Origin of the sequence: Clostridium homopropionicum DSM 5847, assembly GCF_001263795.1 — a bacterium.
GTDB classification, from domain to species: domain Bacteria; phylum Bacillota; class Clostridia; order Clostridiales; family Clostridiaceae; genus Clostridium_H; species Clostridium_H homopropionicum.
The window spans coordinates 63,729-82,732 of sequence record NZ_LHUR01000031.1; the positions used below are offsets into that span (position 1 = coordinate 63,729).

General features: G+C 30.9%; 16 protein-coding genes. 5 read left to right on the forward strand and 11 right to left on the reverse strand.

Going from position 1 to position 19,004, the window contains the following annotated elements; all coding sequences use genetic code 11:
• Positions 1-85 precede the first annotated feature (85 nt).
• Genes CLHOM_RS13110 through CLHOM_RS13125 form a run of 4 tightly spaced genes read right to left on the reverse strand, consistent with a single transcriptional unit; the run spans position 86 to position 4,561 of the window.
• Positions 86-886: an HAD family hydrolase gene (locus CLHOM_RS13110; protein WP_052222141.1), complete on the reverse strand. Its 801-nt coding sequence runs from the start codon at positions 884-886 to the stop codon at positions 86-88.
• Positions 883-1,998 (reverse strand): cysteine protease StiP family protein, encoded by a 1,116-nt coding sequence (locus tag CLHOM_RS13115; RefSeq protein WP_052222142.1) that lies wholly within the window; start codon positions 1,996-1,998, stop codon positions 883-885. Before CLHOM_RS13115 ends, CLHOM_RS13110 begins: the two co-directional genes overlap by 4 nt.
• 25 nt (positions 1,999-2,023) lie before the next feature.
• Entirely contained in the window at positions 2,024-3,379 is a 1,356-nt protein-coding gene (locus CLHOM_RS13120) for a phosphoribosyltransferase family protein (RefSeq protein ID WP_052222143.1), read from the reverse strand.
• Between the two features lie 12 nt (positions 3,380-3,391).
• Positions 3,392-4,561: an HpcH/HpaI aldolase/citrate lyase family protein gene (locus CLHOM_RS13125; protein ID WP_052222144.1), complete on the reverse strand. Its 1,170-nt coding sequence runs from the start codon at positions 4,559-4,561 to the stop codon at positions 3,392-3,394.
• Between the two features lie 348 nt (positions 4,562-4,909).
• Between CLHOM_RS13125 and CLHOM_RS13130 the strand changes: the two genes are divergently transcribed.
• A complete protein-coding gene (locus CLHOM_RS13130) occupies positions 4,910-5,317 on the forward strand; it encodes an RrF2 family transcriptional regulator (protein WP_052222145.1) in 408 nt (135 codons plus the stop codon).
• Positions 5,318-5,493: 176 nt separating this feature from the next.
• Here the strand turns inward: CLHOM_RS13130 and CLHOM_RS13135 are convergent, their stop codons facing one another.
• Positions 5,494-6,207, reverse strand: coding sequence for a CoA transferase subunit A (locus tag CLHOM_RS13135; RefSeq protein WP_052222146.1), 714 nt, complete (start codon positions 6,205-6,207; stop codon positions 5,494-5,496).
• Positions 6,208-6,647: 440 nt separating this feature from the next.
• Between CLHOM_RS13135 and CLHOM_RS13140 the strand changes: the two genes are divergently transcribed.
• Positions 6,648-7,871 (forward strand): hypothetical protein, encoded by a 1,224-nt coding sequence (locus tag CLHOM_RS13140; RefSeq protein WP_052222147.1) that lies wholly within the window; start codon positions 6,648-6,650, stop codon positions 7,869-7,871.
• 435 nt (positions 7,872-8,306) lie between these two features.
• Here the strand turns inward: CLHOM_RS13140 and CLHOM_RS13145 are convergent, their stop codons facing one another.
• The 4 genes from CLHOM_RS13145 to CLHOM_RS13160 all read right to left on the reverse strand — a co-directional run bounded on the left by CLHOM_RS13145 (position 8,307) and on the right by CLHOM_RS13160 (position 13,134).
• Positions 8,307-8,960: a 3-oxoacid CoA-transferase subunit B gene (locus CLHOM_RS13145; RefSeq protein WP_052222148.1), complete on the reverse strand. Its 654-nt coding sequence runs from the start codon at positions 8,958-8,960 to the stop codon at positions 8,307-8,309.
• Positions 8,961-8,974: 14 nt separating this feature from the next.
• On the reverse strand, positions 8,975-9,691 hold the full coding sequence (locus tag CLHOM_RS13150) for a CoA transferase subunit A (RefSeq protein ID WP_052222149.1): 717 nt from the start codon (positions 9,689-9,691) through the stop codon (positions 8,975-8,977).
• Positions 9,692-10,074: 383 nt separating this feature from the next.
• Entirely contained in the window at positions 10,075-11,427 is a 1,353-nt protein-coding gene (locus tag CLHOM_RS13155) for a sigma-54 interaction domain-containing protein (RefSeq protein ID WP_052222150.1), read from the reverse strand.
• Between the two features lie 42 nt (positions 11,428-11,469).
• Complete coding sequence (locus CLHOM_RS13160) at positions 11,470-13,134, reverse strand: methyl-accepting chemotaxis protein (protein ID WP_052222151.1); 1,665 nt, start codon at positions 13,132-13,134, stop codon at positions 11,470-11,472.
• A 303-nt stretch (positions 13,135-13,437) separates the two neighbouring features.
• On the opposite strand from CLHOM_RS13160, the gene CLHOM_RS13165 reads away from it, so the two are divergent.
• Both CLHOM_RS13165 and CLHOM_RS13170 read left to right on the forward strand, forming a co-directional pair.
• Positions 13,438-15,945, forward strand: a complete 2,508-nt coding sequence (locus CLHOM_RS13165) for a YceG family protein (RefSeq protein ID WP_052222152.1) — start codon at positions 13,438-13,440, stop codon at positions 15,943-15,945.
• Positions 15,946-15,961: 16 nt separating this feature from the next.
• Positions 15,962-17,059, forward strand: a complete 1,098-nt coding sequence (locus tag CLHOM_RS13170; RefSeq protein ID WP_052222153.1) for a toxic anion resistance protein — start codon at positions 15,962-15,964, stop codon at positions 17,057-17,059.
• Between the two features lie 73 nt (positions 17,060-17,132).
• Here the strand turns inward: CLHOM_RS13170 and CLHOM_RS13175 are convergent, their stop codons facing one another.
• Positions 17,133-17,837: an MgtC/SapB family protein gene (locus CLHOM_RS13175; RefSeq protein ID WP_052222154.1), complete on the reverse strand. Its 705-nt coding sequence runs from the start codon at positions 17,835-17,837 to the stop codon at positions 17,133-17,135.
• Between the two features lie 93 nt (positions 17,838-17,930).
• Between CLHOM_RS13175 and CLHOM_RS13180 the strand changes: the two genes are divergently transcribed.
• A complete protein-coding gene (locus CLHOM_RS13180; RefSeq protein ID WP_052222155.1) occupies positions 17,931-18,119 on the forward strand; it encodes a hypothetical protein in 189 nt (62 codons plus the stop codon).
• Between the two features lie 18 nt (positions 18,120-18,137).
• Here CLHOM_RS13180 and CLHOM_RS13185 read toward each other — a convergent pair whose 3' ends face one another.
• Positions 18,138-18,986 carry an Mrp/NBP35 family ATP-binding protein gene (locus tag CLHOM_RS13185; protein WP_052222156.1) on the reverse strand — a complete coding sequence of 283 codons (849 nt, stop codon included), beginning with the start codon at positions 18,984-18,986 and terminating at the stop codon, positions 18,138-18,140.
• Positions 18,987-19,004 lie beyond the last annotated feature (18 nt).

Sequence of the window (19,004 nt, forward strand, 5' to 3'; positions counted from 1 at the left end):
TTAAAAGTATTTAATTATAATTTTTCCCAATAAACACATTGTAATACTATTATATATTTACTCTATTTAAAAATCAAACTAGGACTCAAGCTAATTTTTCTACCATTTCTAGTATTTCCTCAGAGGCCTCTATGCCCATTTTGCTAGTCATGATTATGTTCCTTCTGTCAACTTTTTTAAAATCAAAAAGTTCCTTTAATTCTCCATGAGATGGACAAATAGAATGTTCTGAATTAATTAATATTGGATAATCTAAATATGAATCTCCTGCGGCTATAACTTTATTTCTTCCTTCCTTCTTTTTTATATAAGCTACTGCATCCCATTTGTTTACTGGCTCTGGAACTAAATATAGTTTTTTGCTTTGAAGAGATATGTTCCAACCTTTTTCTTTACTCCATTTTTCAAACTCTTCTAGCTGTCTTAAGTTAACATGGGCTTTATCCTCAAAATGAATACTATAGAATAAATTATCCCTTAAAACTATTTTTTTAATCCATTGAGTATTAAAAAAACTTTCCAAAAATTTTTCCTTTACAATATTGTGCCTCTCTACTATGGACAGTTTCTCTTCTATTATGCTTCTCCATTCCATATCTACTTTCCCATTTATTATGATGTTGCCGCCATTACTTACTACTGCATAGATAGGTTTTATTTTTTCTTCCATAATAAATATTCTTTTATATTGCTCTATGGTTCTGGTGGTAACAGGTATAAATAAAATTCTTTCTTTAATCCTTATGAGTTTTTCTATAGTCTTAGTTCTCATGAAACTAAGTTCCTTGTCTTCGTACCTTTCTACTAGTTCTATATTTCTATCTTTCTCCTCAATTAACTTTCTTGAATAAATCAGTGTTCTATCTAAATCAGAGGCAAAAATCAATCCATGTTCCCCCTTATTTTTGACTTGATAAGTCCACAACAGGAATAAGTCATATTCTTATAAATCTCTACTGGTACCTGCTTATCCTTTGCTAAGATTAAAATATGCTTAAGGTTAGGGTTGTCCACGTCATTAATAAGTATTTTCCAAGGAACCCGCCTTAACAAAACTCTCGTAGTTTCCCCTACCCCAGGTTTAATTAAATTAATGTCTCCTATATTATACTTGTCCTTTATTTCCTTTACTTCTTTAATTCCTTGATTGTACACATTTTTATCTATAGTACATAATTTACTCATTTCTATATGGATACTTGGAAAGATTTTCGATATTGCATCTATAAATAAATTAGATAAATCTCTCTCTAACCACTCCCTATAAAACTTAGCACCGTGGAAATCATTATCTGATATTAAATCAGCTCTTAATACAGTTCTGCTTATTAGTCCTGATACCGTTGAATTTAAGCAAGCAGAAGGAATTAAAAAATCCTCTCTTGTTCCATAAAGCTCTACACAATAAGCCGGATCAGCTAGCACAGCTAATTTATCACTAATTTTGATTCCGTATTTTTTTTGAAATTCATCCAAAGCTTCTTTTAAAACTCCATTTATGGCACCTTTACCTGTCCATCCATCTACAAATTGAATACCCTCTTCATTATGATGATTCAATATATACTTTACAGCATTAACATCAATTCCTTTGCCTCTTATGATTGAAATACTGTAGTGAGGAATATTCATTTTATATTTAAATTTTAAGTATCTTTTTATTAAAATACCAATAGGCGTTCCTGCCCTAGCTAGAGAAACTATAACAGTCTCCTCGCCTTTTTCTTTAAATATTAATTCTCCAACTTGTGCTACAGCTCTAGCTACTTTTTCCTTAGAATCCTGAAGAGTTTTATAGAATATGTCCATATATTCTTCATTTGGAAAATACTCTATAGGAAGCATTTCAGAATAGTGTCCCCCATTTTGAATTATTTTTTCTCTCTGTTCATTATCCTGTTCATTAATATGATTAGATATATCCTTTAAAAGAAATACTACATCTTCCTCTGAATAGCTTCCTAGTTTTTCTGGTTCTTTTATGTGCTGAAACCTCATTAAAACACTCCTCTTCTTTAGCCTCTTAGAAATAAATAAAGTTTATTTTAAAAATCCCCAGTGAGTAAAATAATTTTATAAGCTCTTCCTTACTTTCTTCTCCAATCTCTCTTTCTGTAATAAATAAAACTTCATTATACATTCCACTGCCAACATTATATATGTAGTTAGTTACCCCCTTATCAAAAGGACTTTTAAATCTAGCCGCATGTTTCACCCCATATTCTTCACTGGAACTTGCGTAAATTGGGCTTCTAGTAGTGGATTGATATTTTGCTCCTTCAATTTTGCTTGCTATTAGCATTGGTATGTACATAAATTCTTCTGTTCCTAGAACTATTAGCTTCTTATCCAATACTCCCAATTGCTTTACTACATCACATGCATAACTATCTATTTCTGTAAGATCCTTTTCTGTAATTCCAAATCGTCCGGTTAAATCTATATACTTATGGGTAACTGATTCTCCAGTAGTCAATTTTCTAGTTAAATTTCTGCTCTTCCCAAAGCTAAATTTATGATTTTTTGCTAAAGTTCTCAACTTGTATTCTTCTTTTATCTTCTCATTTTCATAAAAAATTTCTAATCCATCTATAGATGGGCTATCACATATAGCTTCTCCATCAAGTAGGGACACTTCTTTAATAACTACGCCTAGTTCATTCTCTAATTTCTTATATTCTTCAACATGTTCTTTTCTTCTCCAATCCAAAATAGAAACGACTACATATTCTTTATTCTTAAATTTATTATTTATTGCTCTAATAAGATTTAGTGCTGTTTTACCTGTAGTTATTTCATCATCTACCAGTACTATTCTCTTATATTCACTTAATATATCATTTTTTAATGGATAGCAAAAATGACTTGTTGCATGTGAATGCTCTTCTTCAAAGTTAAAAACAGACGTGTATTCATGGATTTCATCTCTAGTAGTGTGTATATAATAGATATTGTCTCCCTTAAATTGAGAAAAAACACTATTTCCAAGGGCAGTTGCAGTTTCTGCAAAGCCTATAAATAAGGTTGGAATATTCATTTCCATTAAATTATCCTCTGCATAATTAAAGGCCTTATGAATGTATTTATCTTCACTTAAAGCTTTTGCTATTAGTTCAGTTTTGTAGCCTCGTCCCCGATTTTCTTCCCTATTCTCAACTTTTTCATTAATTAGAAAGCCTAATAATTTTCCTGTTAGTAGCGCTCGCTTGGGGTCAACTGGTATGTGTTTCCCGAGAAGCTTGCTTACAAATAAAAATGCCCTTTTTTTGTTATTTCTAGCTGCAAATAAAAACAAATCCTTTATTTGAAAGTTATACGGATTATCCAAAATCTCTACGTCTACTGCAATTTGATTCAGAATTTTTAGGGTTTTTTTCATATTTTCCTCCCATTAAAATAAGTCAACACAATTTAATTCTTCATTAAACACTCCATATATATAAGCTCTTTTCAATATCTTCTTTGCCCAGTTATTATGGGGATTTTCTTCATTCATTTTGTTGTTATACCGGCTCTTATAGGCTCCTCTTATTTCAGCTCCTAAAATTGCTGAAGCATCCTCATATTCTTCCTTTGTAACTACATAAAGTGCATTAACTATTGGAATATGTGTAGGGTGAATTATTGTTTTACCAATTAATCCATTAGCCTTGTCCAATACAACTTCCTTAATAAGTCCATCAATACATTTTTCAAGATAATATTCTCTCTTTTTTAAGCCACCTTGTCCTAAATGTTCAAAAAATGGTTTTTCTCTTAATTGAGGCTTCAATATTCTGTTATCAGGATTTCCATTAAAATATTCCCATACAGGGCCTGAAATGACGTATTCTTCTTCTGCTCTTCCAAATATATTTATAATATCTGATATGCAATCTCTTATGACTCCAATATCATATATACTATTCTCCATTTGACGTCTTATAGAATATAAACCTAGTAGGTCCGTCCCTCCAATTCTAATGTTTAACACCACGTCCTTACTTTGATCAATGATTTGCTTAATTCTTATAAGCTCTTCTATTCTTGTTTCTTTATAGGCTACTCCTTTAGTCTCTAAAATTGGCATAGCATATAATTTTAATTCTCTTTCTTCATTAAATTTACTAAGAATGTCCATAAATTCTCGTCCATTATCTGAATTAAATTTTGGAAAACAAAATCCTGTAATGCTGCTAAAAAGCTGTTTCTTTTCTAAAAGCTTATTAAATTGTTCTGTATTTCGCACTCTTATAAAAATTAAAGGCAATTCAGCTTCTTTATATTTCTTTGATTCTAAAGCTTTATTCATTTCTGTTAATACTTTTGCTATGTTTTCCTCTGCCTCTTGAACCTTGTCCTCTGGAATGGAATCTTCAAGACAAAGAACAATTGATGTAAGTCTTTTATATTTATTATCTAATATTATATCAGATATTCCTTCTTTTATGGCTGGTATATATAAGGTAGCTCCTAAAGCAAAGGATAGATATTCTTTCGGAGTAGCTTTTGTAATCTCTGATGGCTCTTTGAAAAAAATCCTCTTTCGATCCTTTGGAGATAGGTCATTAAAAAATATCATTTTATTCCTCCCAAGTACTTTTTATTAAATATATAATAATTTCTAAAAACATACCATAAGCTTTAAAAGTAAAAAATCGGCATTCTATCTATAATTATATATTAAAAGATAGTTTACCGATAATTAATTATTTATAAATTTTAAGTAAATTTTACAGTAATTACTTTTCAAATTATGACTATATACCATAATATCCATAATTTTTCAGAAAAATATTCTTAAACTTTATTTCCTCAGTTAAAATAACATTCTATACATTTTTTTCTACAATTATTGACAGAATAATAATAATATAGTATATTGAAACTACACCAACTAAGTGCACTTTATTCTAATAGGAGAGTCATTATGAAAATAACCCAAGAAGTGGATTACGCTCTAAGAGTTGTTTTATATCTATGTAAACTTGGATATGGGAAAAAGGTCGAAGCTAAAATTATATCTGAAAGTGAAAATATTCCCTTAAGGTTTCTATTAAAGCTACTTAGAAAGCTAAAAATGGCTGGAATAGTTGAATCTTATAGAGGAATAAATGGAGGATATGCTCTAAATAAGCTGCCAGAGGATATTTCATTTAAAGATGTAATCATTGCTATAGACGGGCCAATTTATATGAACAGGTGTATTTTTGATCCTAGTCACTGTAATCTAAATAGAAGTACTCGCTGTGAAATACATTCTGCTTTAAACTCAGTACAAAATAACCTGTTAAAACAACTACAGTCAGTAAATTTTAGAGACTTAATATCCAAATAGATACTTATGAATATATGGGAGATAATCCCTTATATTTTACATACAAAGTATACCTTTTGTGTACAGATTATTCTTTTATCATTTTTCATATATAATAATTGCCAAAAATAAAAGTGCAGGGACCGTCCCTGCACTTTTATCTATATAATACCCACATAATACCCATATTATTTCTTTTATAAATTATGAACCTTTGCATAATATTCATTAAAACATTTTTCTCTCTGATGAAAACTATTATTCTCTATAATAATACCAACTAAATTTCCTGGTGTTCCAACACTCTCATAGGGTATTTTGCCAACTTCTACAACTTCCTCTACCTCTGCTAATACTATGTCAGCTGCAGATGCCATTATAGGATTTGCTCCTTTTAATGTATGTTTATATTGAATATTTCCAGCTCTGTCAGCTCTATAACCCTTAATTATTGCTACATCCGCCTTTAATGGCTGATATAATAAATAATCCTTATCATCTATTGTAATTGTGGCTCTACCTTCCCCAATTTCAGTTTCAAGTCCATTTTCGGTTACAATTGCTCCAAGTCCTGCTCCTGTTGCTCTTATTCTTTCTATTAAAGTTTTGATTGGATTAATCTCAACTTCTAAAGTGCCCTCTTTATATTGTTTTAAAATCTCTGGATTGCTTCCAATATGTGAACATATCAGTTTTTTAATTTGTCTATTTTTGATAAGCTTCCCAATATTGTTACTTCCTCCTGGGAAAGATGCTACTGTTTGTATAAGCGTTAAGTCTTTTACTCCAGATCTTGAAAGTCCTTCAATCATTTTAAGTGGAGCACCTACATCTAAAAAACCTCCTATCATTATACTCATGCCATTTTTTATCTGACTTACTGCCTCTTGATACGTTTGAATAGAAGCCATATTATACACCCCCAAAATAACTATAAACTATTGATAATTGCAGATTAAAAAACTATTATTCCGTATCCTTCTTATAAAAAATGTAGATTAAATTTTTCTTCTCATATTTATATGCACTTTGTATGCCAACTTATCATGAATTTTGAAACCCTTAAAAAGGGCGACTTCAGATGAAAACGCTTTCTAATTTTTTAGATATAAAGTGTGCTAATTTTAATAACTTGTACTAATTTTTGAATACTAACACAACATTTGAAGATTTAGCACACTTTTTTTAAAAATTAGCACACTTTCTTAGTTACTTACTATTTAAAATATTGAAATATTCTAATTTTAAATTATGGAATGATATTTGCTAAATATATGCTTAGGTAAAAATAAGGAGGATTTTTACCTATATCGAAATAATAAAATCATTTATTAGAAAGGGGAATTTTATAATGGAATATCAAGTAGAAAGAAGATTTAAAAACCCTATTATTAGCGGTATTGTGGCAACAATTATTGCATTGTTAATTGCCTGCATTGGCTGGCCAATATGGGGACTAATCGCAAAAGCATTCATAAGTAATTTAGCAAGTGTAGGCCTGGCACAAGTAGATGCTAAAGCAGCAAGTCAGTATATTAAAGATTTTACAGAAGGAACTTTCTTCTGGATGTCAATCAACTCTTGGGTTTGGTTTACTCTTATATTTGGCAACTACGGAAAATATGCAAAAACTAAAAAACAACCTATTGCTGGACTAAGATACACTATTTTAGCATTCTTAGCTGGTGCATTAGGAATGATCGTTCTCATTGGCTTTATTGGAATCTGGTGGAAACCATTTAACTTAGCAACACTTTTTATGCCTAAGACTGCTGAAGAAGTTTTACTAGCTACAGAAGGATGGGCTGCAGGTAACTTCTATGCTGTACCAGTACTTATTTGTCAAATCCCTATTGTATCAATTTTTGGTAAGTGGCCTTTTGCTGGAAAGGTATCCGCTCCTTGGGATGGCTTCGGAGCTATGATGACTACTACAGCTATTGCAATAGTAGTTTGGCTTGCAATGGTTATCCCTAGCTTCTTAAAGTTCCAATTAGGTGCTGGAGAAGCTGCAACTATTACTCCAATGGGATCATGGCCATCAGTATTAGCATTCTGTCAAATTTTTATATTTCTTTTCTTATTTCCTGCAATAGGTGGAGAACAATATCCTTATAAGTTATTTACAGAAAAGCAACCTTGGAAAGGCTTAATTGGAATTATAATTGCATGGGCAGGAGCATTAGGAATAAGAGCCCTTTTAAGAATAGTACTTGCACCTTTAGATCTTCTTAACGGACAACCAGTAGATCTTGTTATTACTTCATTAGTTTTATCAATTATTACTACAGCACTTTTATGGCATCATCAATTTTTCGATTATCCTGGCGAAGATTTAGTAAAGAGTTCAGCATCAAGATCCTTAATAAGACTTGCAATTGTAGTAGTGCTTGGAACAATTATGGGATTAATCTGGATGAAGACCTATAAACTACTTCCATTCGGAGCAAACAATATGGGACTTGGATATGCAACACTAGGCTTAATTGCTGGACAATTTGTATTTATGATGCCGTTCTTATACTTAAATACTTTCTTTGATAAATGGCCTTTAATAAAGCAAATTAAAAAGTAATTCATTTTATCAATAAATAGTAGTCTTATAAACAGCAGATGATTTTCTTTACACACAAAAATGCCACCAGCTAAGCTGATGGCATTTTAATTCTTACATTCCTTCTTATATATAGTCCCCACATATTTTTTAGCAACCCCAAATACTTCTTATCTCTATACTATTCCCCCAAATGATCCGCAATAGTTCTAAAACTATCTTCATATTAAGCTAACCACTTATCTCAACATGCCATATCCCTGTATAAGCATTTTATATGCTTAATGTATGTTTATAAGTACTATAAAACTCCATGTTCCGTTCATGGAGTTTTATAGTGTAGGTTTCAAATTTTTTAGGTAAAAGGTAATTTTATTTTTTAATATAATTTCTTATTTTCAAAGTCTCATATAAATACACATCTTATAAATACAAGACTCTATTTTCTTATGATTACTAAATATCCATTTCCTTAACATCACTTGGAATTATTAAATCTGCATCAGTACATTTTACAACATCTTCAACAGTTAATCCTGGCGCTACTTCCTTTAATACTAAGCCCTTATCTGTAACTTCCATAACAGCTTTTTCTGTTACTATAAGATCAACACACTTTGCAGCAGATAAAGGCAAAGAACATTTCTTTAGAACCTTTGAGTTACCTTTTTTGTCAGTATGATTTAATGCAGCTACTACCCGCTTTGCTCCTACTAGAAGGTCCATAGCACCTCCCATACCTGGTGCAAAAGCTCCTGGTATCTTCCAGTTAGCTATATTTCCTTCTTGGTCAACTTCCAAAGCACCTAAAGCAGTTATATCAACATGTCCACCTCTTATTATTGCAAAGGAAAGATCCATCTCAAATGTTGATGCTCCTGGCAATAACGTAATTGGTGCACCACCAGCGTTTGCTACATCTGGATCAGACTCTCCTCTTTTAGGAGTTGCTCCAAATCTCAAAGCACCATTTTCAGTCTGTAGTGTCATTGACATTCCTTCTGGTAAATAATTTGCTGCCATAGTAGGCATACCGAATCCTAAATTAGCAACCATTCCATCTTTAAATTCTTTTGCTATTCTTCTTGCAATTATCTCTCTACTATCCATTTTATTAACCTCCCTTATTTCATTTTCTTAGTTCTTACCCATAGATCTTCAAAATATTTCTTTCTTTCCTCATGAGAATCACCTTGAACTATTATGTCTACTAGAATTCCAGGTGTACCAACATTATCATATGGTATTTCACCAACTTCTACAATTTCATCCACTTCAGCTATTACTAAATCAGCTGCAAGTGCCATGATTGTATTTGTTCCTTTAGTTGTCCCATTATATACAATGTTTCCAAGCTTGTCAGCTTTACAACCTTTGATTATTGCAACATCTGCCTTTAATGGTGGGAATACTAAGTATTCTTTTCCATCTACTACAAGTTTATCTCTGCCATTTTCAACTTCAGTTCCAAGTCCAGTTGGAGTTACAACAGCGCCAAGTCCAGCTCCACCGGCTCTTATACATTCTACTACAGTACCCATTGGCATGAACTCTACTTCTAATGTACCTGCATTATATTGTTCTTGAATTTCAGGGCAAGTTCCAATATGTGAACCTACGAATTTTTTTACTTGTTTATTTTTTACAAGTTTACCAATGTCATGAGTTTCTCCTGGATGAGCTGATACAGCTTGAATAAGTGTAAGATCTTTAACATTAGTATTTGCTAATGCGTCGATCATCTTTAAAGGAGCTCCTACACCTAAAAAACCTGCTGTCATGATTTTCATACCATCTTTAATATTCTTTACTGCTTCTTCTACTGTCTGAATATTAGCCATTTTTAATACACCTCCGAAAAAATTTTTACACTATGGGTAAATTTACTATTGGAATAGATTCAATAGGAACCCTCACCCTTTTAAATTGAATTTTGACAGTCCTTTATTGAATTTCTATTCCCTCTACCTGATATACTTATATGCACTTTGCATGCCAACTTTTTCATTTACCTTCGAAGGCTCATTTTTCTTAGCTTAACCTTTAATTGACTATTTCTCCGTTTAATTTAAACTGTTCTAGTTTTTTTTAAAAGTGTGCTATTTTTTGAATAATCACCTGGTTTTACTTTTACAATTAGTCTTAATGTCTTCATTATTTAAAACAAAATAAAAATATCTAGATATTTAACGGTATAAACCGTCTCTTATCTAGATATTCTTATTTATAAATTATATTTTTTCATTTTATAATATAAGTTACTTCTTGAAATTCCAAGAGCGTCTGCAACCTTAATTTTATTTCCACCATAATTTTTCATAGCTTTAATAATTCTATCTTTTTCTACTTCGTCTGTAAGCGATTTTAAATCATCTTTATCAACGTTAATCTTAGTATCTACTTGATTCAATATAAAATATTCTCTTAAATCTTTATCAGTTAAACTGCCTTCTGAAAAACTTATTACCATTTGAAGTACATTTAAAAGTTCTCTTACATTTCCAAGCCAATTATAATCCATTAATGCTTTTATGAATGATGGTTCAACAGATGGGATCTCCTTTCCCATTTCTCCAGCAAGTTCCTCAATAATAGGCTCTATTAAAATAGGTATGTCCTCCTTACGCTCTCTTAAAGGTGGAACAGTAATTGGTATAACATGTAATCTAAAAAATAAGTCCTGTCTAAATTTATTTTGTTTTACTAGTTCAAATAGATTTGCGTGAGTGGCAGCAATAATTCTTACATCAATAGGTATTGGGTAGGAACCACCTATTCTTTCAATTTCTCTTTCTTGAAGAACTCTAAGAATTTTTGCCTGAAGTTCTAAAGGCATATCTCCAATTTCATCTAAAAATATCGTCCCATTATTTGCTTGCAGGAATTTACCCTTTGAACCTCCTTTTAAAGCTCCGGTAAAAGCTCCTTCTTCATATCCAAAAAGCTCGGATTCCAATAAATTACTCGGTATAGCAGCACAGTTAATTCTAACGAAAGGTTGGTGTCTTCTGCTACTCAGGGCTGTGATGGAATGCGCTACCAATTCCTTTCCTGTGCCTGTTTCACCCATAATCAAAACAGTGGCATTAGTTTTTGCAGCTGCTAGTATTCTCTTTTTCAAAAGTATGATTTGCTTACTTTCTCCAAGAATATTATCAATATTATATTTTGTTACGTATTTAGAATTATTTTTACCAGATGCAGGAAGCATTCTTTCTGAATCAATATCCAAATTATTTATTATGGTCCTAAGATTTAAAAAGCCAACTACATTTTTATTGCTATTTATTACTGGTAATACATAGGCATCTGACCTTATTTTTTTTATATCTCTAATATCACTATTTTCTTCAATAGCTTCAATTCTTATTACCAGTCCTTCTATAGTACAATTGTCTCCTTCTGCCAGGCATCTAACTAATGCTCTAGGATCAATTATACCAATATATTTTCCTGCTAAATCTAAGGCTGCAATAAACGTTCTATTGTTATCTGTCATCTTTTTCACTACAGTTATTACTGCATCTCCAAGGGAGCACACTTCAAAAGAAGTATGCATAATTTGTTTTATCTTCATTGCAATCCCCCCTTTGATAAAACAGAAATCATGAAATCCCTTTTATGATGGTAATCTTTTATCGTCATTAATCTTAAACATATTAGCTTGGTTATCTAGTTCCATAGCTATATTGTCTAAAATTTCTCCTGATGAGGAAATATTTTGTAGTAACAGCTTTAGTTTTTCAACTTCTACTTTTAAATTTGCCATCTTGTTCTCATAATTGCTTTGTATATTTAATATATCTGCATCTTTTGGTTGCTTGTCATTTGAAAAACAATCAAAAGCTATATTTTCAAGCTCATCTAGTTGAAGCTTAATATTTTCTAGACTTTCATATTTTTTATCAACTATTATATCTTCCATATCTACTCTTAGCTTATTTACCCATTGAAGTATACCCTCTAAATAATGATCCTTAAGTTCCATGTCTACAGCTTTGGAATCGCCTGGTTCAAAGAACATAGGTTTATAGCTTTGAATTGCTTCAACTCCACGTTCAATTCCAGTTAGTGAATCCATGGATTTAGAAATATCTACTTTAAGTATTTTAGAAGCTTCTTTTAAATTATTAGAATTAAACAATATCTTTCCAATGAGGATTGAAATATTATGAAGCATGTTATTAAAGGTAGTATTTAAAACTCCAAATTCATCATTATTAACATATCCTAATTTTGGTGATAAATCTCCTTCTTGAGTTTCCTTCATAACACCCACAAGTTCTTCTAGAGGTTTAGAGAAAGATTTTGATAATGCATAGGCTATTAAAAGAGCGACACCGATAACAGCAAGTAAAGTAAATAGAAATACTTTGTAAAGTTTTGTTCTATTCGCAAATATCTCTGCCACATTTCCTCCAGTAATAATATACCAGTCCCAAGGTTCATAATATGTATAATAAGCTATTTTATTCTGTCCATTAAAATTGTATCTAATTTTTCCTTCTTTGTTTTTGATAATTTCCTTTATCCATGGGTAGTCCATTACATTTTGTCCATTCATATATGGATGAATTACTGTGTTCCCTACAGAATCCATTATGAAAACGTATCCACTATCTCCTATAGATATTTTCTTTATAGCATCAATAATTTCGTATTCTTTTTCACGTCTTCCAAGAACAAATACTCCAATAAGCTTTCCTTTTTTATCTAGTATAGGTCTATAGATAGTTGCCTGCCAAATTCCTTCAACGCTTGCTCTACCTAGAAACTGCTGTCCATTTATTATTTTATTATAAACTGGTCCGGAATTAAGAATAGTTCCTACTATTCTAGAACCATCGTCTTTTCTTACATTTGTACTTACTCTTACAAATTCATTGTTGTGAAGCATAAATATAGTGGCCTGCAGATTTTCCTCACCACTTAATTCATCCACTAGAGTATGATCATTGGTTATTACTTGATCTCCTATGTACCATGTAGGCATACGATGCCCTGCTATATCAACCATATGATCATAGTCAAAACGACTTTCTCCAAGAGAAGATAATTTATAAGTAAATGCTGCTGCTCCGCTTTCAAGCCATAAGGATACAATTTTATCCTGTGTACTAACCATATTCTTAATACCAGTATTTATACTTGTAATCTTCTCTTCTGTTTGTTTAGAGATTTCATTTGAAATAGAATAGTAGCTAATTCCCCCAATTAAAATTAGTGGTATAACTGCAACTATTAAAAAGCATGTGAATAGCCGTGTCTTAATTGTAAACCGCATTAGACCCTCCCCCTTTGTTTAAGTATTTATAGATAAATTATACTTTGTCTAGGTCCATTTTAATAGATGTATTTTTTGTATAATAATTATTTGCAGCTATATATTATATAACAGTTCTTGTGAATATCAAAAACAATATTTACCTTCTATTTACTTTGCTTATATAATTGTACGTTTTAGTAATAAATTAAGTATCCCATTTAAACTGTTGATAGTGATAATATGATTCTTGTATAATATAAAGTGTATAAATAGATTAGTAATATGCTTAGATATTTAAGGTGAAAGTAGGCATGATGATAAATGATAAGTGTTAGAAAACATATAAATTCCTCACTTAAAACTTCTAACAATGTCTTTCAAGATATATTTACTCCCATAAATCAAAGGCTTGGCTTCATTAATGGTCCTAGCCCTATTGTTCCTATCTATTTTTATAGATTTGTGGGTATGGGAAATAATGAGGCAAGCTATTACGAAGAATTAAGAAATTTAGATGAAAATTTATTATATTTTAATAATCTATATTTTAAATTTATTTCTGAGATTCCTCTAGATAACGATCCTTCTTTAGTTGATAAAATACAATTTGTATGGAATCGCAGTCACTTAGATCCTTTTGATAATAGCAAAATAGAAATCTTAATTTCTCTTTTAGCAGGTAATGGATGTTTCCCTTTGGCAAATAATTCTTTACTTTCCTCATCCATTGAGGAATCCTTCAGCAATACTTTAAGCCTCTATATTAAGAAAGAACCAAATGTAAATCTAACTAAAGTAAAAAACTTTACTTTAAAACTTGTAAATTGGATAAATGTATTTCTTCCAAAATTGCTTAAGGATTTTAATCTTAAGGTAGAAAACGGTGTAGATATAATAAATCCAAAGATACTCTATTTAGGGGATATAAAAAAGCATGAAGTATATTTTCTAATTTTCTTATCAAGAATAGGTTGTGATGTTTTATATATAAACTCTCCAAATGATGGGGACTTTTCTATAATCGATAAAGAATGTTGCTATTCCAATTGTAAGGTAGCAGGCACCGGAGTATTGGGAAATCTAAATATTGACAAGCTAAACCTCCGGTGCCTAAACCTCCGGTGCCTGCCACCGGAGAAATCAGAGAAGTCTGAGAAATCACAAAAGGATTTTTCTTCTCCATTAGTACTTGAGAATGCTATTAAATCTATATATAAGACTTCTAATGATATATTAAAGGATTTTATACTCCCGTTAAACAAAAGAAGTGGTTTTGTTGGGAAACCTATGCCTTTAATTCCAGTTTACTTTTATAGATATATTGGAATCAAAGCATCAGAAGAAGAATATTATAATGATTTATACAAACTGAATTTACAATTACAAAAATATGGACCCTTATACTTGAAATTTACTAATGACATTCCTGTAGAAACTAATGCTGAATTGATTATTAAAACATCAGAAATTTGGAGGACTGTCCCCGAAAAACCTGCTAAAAACGCTATTGTTAATATGCTAATAGACTGCAAAGTCTTTCCAGACCTTAGGGAAGAAATTATTAATTCCTCAATTATAAATAGTTTTTCTAAAATATTAGAGCTCTATATAGCAAAAGAATTAGGAGTCAACAACTCTAAAATTAAAAACTTCACTTTGAAGATTCTTATTTGGCTATATAAATATATACCTAATTTATTTAAAAAGTTTGATTACCTTAAAAACTCCAATGATGAAATATTCAATCCAAAAATTTTATATTATGGAGATATAAAAAAACATGAAGCATACTTTTTAATTTTTCTTTCTTTAATGGGCTGCGATATATTATATATAAATTCAAAAGAGGATAAAATCTTTGAGGAAATTGACAAGGAAGAGACTTTTTCAAGATTGCTTTCGTTACCACAAGTATCTGAACTAAAAGAGTTTCCTTCCGAGGAAATCATTGTACGACATGAAACCGCTGCCTTTAAAGCTCATAGAGAAATTGGTGATATTCTATATGATGAAAATGACGGTATTTATAGACCTTGGCAATTTGAAGCATATAAAACTCATCCTCTTACTTTAAAAACTACTTATGATGAATTAAAACTTCTTTGGAAAGAGGAAGCTAGAATGCGTCCAGGATTTAAAGTAGAAGCAGGAACAGTTTATATTCCAAATCTCTTTGCAAAAATAAGCGGTACTTTTAATGATTTAAACCAATATTGGAATGACTTTAAAGATTTTAAGAATGTAGAAGATTTATTATTTATTTCTGATATACCTTATATTTTAGATAATAATTACTCAAGATATGATTTATACAGCTTAGAATATTGCTTTAAGAACGGAATGGTTGATAAAGAAAGTCTATTAAGTAACAGACTTTATAAGTTTTCTTATTTAAAAACCCCTCTTCAGAATGGTATAATAGATAAGATAAATCAACTACTAAAATTATCTATATTTAAGAATAAAATGGAAACGGAATTTAAGCTTAAAATTCTTATGACTGTTCTATCATTAAATGAAAATATATTAAAACTAATTCAAAAATTTGATTATCCATTTAAAATACCTAAAATTTTAATTTATGATAATGATAAAGATATTTTTAGTGATTCAGATTCAATTGTTGTAGCTTTTCTAAGCTTAATGGGCTTTGATATAGCAATATTCACTCCTACAGGCTATAACAATATTGAGCAAAAGATTCAAGATACCTACTACGACACACACAAGCTAGAGAATGTTAATTTTGATCTTCAGATACCTAATTTAAATTCTATTCGCAAAAATAAAGAAAAGTCCGGTTCATTCTGGTCTAATCTTTTTAAATAAGAGGGAGGAAATTTCTATGCTTAATAATACTAATCAAATTAATGATTTGCAGTATGACGGTGTAAATCTAGAAAAGGAAACTAATGAAATAGCCTTAAAAATTAAAAATTCTCCTGAGGTTATTGCACTTGCAAAGCAGCTAGATGTATCTAATGTAGACTCTGTAATGGTCTTTGGTCAAGATACAGCTTCAGAAATCTCTGGCTTTGCTGACCAGATTTTGCATACAATCGAAACTACATTTGTAGAAGATTCAGGCGTATTATTGGTTCAATTGAATAAGATTATGGATAAATTCGATTCTAAGGATTTTGAAGAAAAAAAAGAAGGATTTTTAGCTAGATTTATGAAAAAAGCTAAGGATTCTATAGAAGCCCTATTCCAAAAATATCACACTATGGGCGGAGAAATCGATAAGGTTTATGTTCAATTAAAAAAATATGAATCTGAAATAAACATTTCAAATAATAATCTTGAAGAAATGTTTCATAAAAACATGGACTATTATGAAATGTTGGAAAAGTATATTTGTGCTGGTAACTTGGTTATAGATAATTTTAAGAGCAATATACTTCCTAATTTGCAAAATAAAGCTGCAACTTCTATGGAGCAAATTGACCAGATTAATTTGTCAAACGCTATGCAAGTTTTAGAAATGCTAGAACAAAGAGTATATGATTTAGAACTTGCTAAAAATGTAGCACTTCAAACGATGCCTCAAATAAAGCTTATACAAAAGGGAAATTATAATCTAGTTAGAAAAATAAATTCAGCATTTATAGTAACCATCCCAATATTTAAGCAATGTTTAACTCAAGCTATTACGCTTAAGAGGCAAGCAGTTCAAGCAAAAGCAATGGCCGCTTTAGATGAAAAAACAAATGAACTACTCCTTAGAAATGCTCAAAATACTGCTCTGCAATCTAAACTTACAGCTCAACTTGCTTCCGGGAGTTCTATACAAATAGAAACCTTGGAAAAAACATGGCAGACTATAGTTCAAGGAATTGAAGAGACGAAACGAATAGAAAATGAAGCAAGACAGAAAAGAGAAGATGGCACAAGAAGACTTCACGCCATACAAAAAGATTTCGAAAGTAGAATTAGAAAATAATTTTAGTATAAATATCATTTAAAATAAAAGGTGCTTAGTAAATATCCTAAGCGCCTTTCTTATTGAGTATAAGTTATTCAGTAATAGTTGCTTTAACTATCTGATGAAACTTATTTAAATCACTTTGAATTTTGTCTAAGTTTGTATGTTTTGTTACTAGTACTGTATAATAGCACTTTTTAAATAAATCTCTGCTTTCATCTTTACCTATGGCATAACATACATCCTCTATTTTCAAATGTTTATTCCAAAAATATCTACATACATCTGAGTTTAAATTTCCTTTGTTGTAGTATTGGATTTCTATAGTGATCAGCTTAATTTTATCAAAAAAATTTTCCTCGATTCTTTTCATGCATACTACTACAACAAATACCCCTATAGTAGCTGTAAAACTTACAAAATAATAGCCTAATCCAACCGCGAGTCCAATGCAGGCTGTTACCCATATGCTTGCAGCGGTAGTTAAGCCTTTTACGGATCCTCTAGTTCGAATAATTGTTCCTACGCCTAAGAATCCCACTCCTGATATTACCTGTGCCCCAAGTCTTCCCATATCACTACCAAGCATACCAGTGAGCTTAGGATATCTTGTTACAAAGCTAAGGGTATCTTCAATTATTTTCAACTGAATTATAGAGACTACCGCAGCACCAACACAAACTAAAATATGTGTCCTAAGCCCTGCTGGTCTGTTTTTGGATTCCCTTTCATAACCTATAATTCCACCTATCAGTATTGCAGTACATATTTTAAACAATATCTCATAGTTGCTCATAAATAATACCTAACTCCTTTATTAATTTTATGGGAATAATAAAAATATTATAGTCAAAAATACATAATAAATAAATATTAAGGAGATTTTTATATGGTAGGTAAAATTATAGATATAAATAGCACTGAAGCATTCATTTTATTAAATGATGGAAATACAATCGCCATTAGCTTATCAAGTTTGCCTAACAATTCGAAAATAGGTGCTTCTATAAATGTAAATTCTATTTCCTCTGAAAAGTTAATGAACAATTGTAAAATTCCAAACAATTTTTTTATTTAATTTAACTATAATTGACCACTAGCCTAAAGCCTTCATAAAATTATTTATAAGCTCATTATATTCTTGAGAATTCCTAATAAAGCTTTCCATTTCACCTTTTTCTAAGCTTTCAGCCATGTCAACATTTATTGGCATTTCTGCAAGAAGCTTTGCTCCTAAGTAGCTTGCATGTTCTTCACCAGTTTTTTTGCTAAATACTCTTATTTTCTCTCCACAGCTTCCACATTTTATATAGGACATGTTTTCTACTACACCTAATAGATATATATTCATTTTCTCTATCATTGATACAACCTTCTTAACTATCATGGATACCATATCTTGAGGAGTAGATACTACTACCATACCAGTGATTGGCATACTTTGCATAATTGTTAAGGCTATATCCCCAGTTCCTGGAGGCATATCTATGAGCAAATAATCAAGTTCTCCCCACACAGTATCTTCATACATCTGGTTTAGGACTCCTGTAATTAGAGGTCCTCTCCATATTACCGGCTGATCTTCACTCTCTATAAGTAAGTTTAATGACATTACCTTGATTCCACTTTCAGTTTCTACTGGTACCAGTTGTGGTTGATCTTCATTTCCTTCTACTATAATCATTTCTGATCTTTTTTCATTTATACCAAGAATTCTTGGCATAGATGGTCCGGTAATATCAGCATCTAAAACTCCAACTTTAAATCCTTTTTTTGAAAGCTCTACCGCTAATATTCCTGTGACTGTCGACTTTCCAACCCCGCCTTTGCCGCTTATTACTCCTATTATATTTTTAATGTTTCCATATTTAGCAAACATTCTTGAACAGTCTTTTTCATTACTGTTGCAGCTATCTTTACTTGAACAACTATCACAATTACTCATGTCTTTTCCTCCTATATC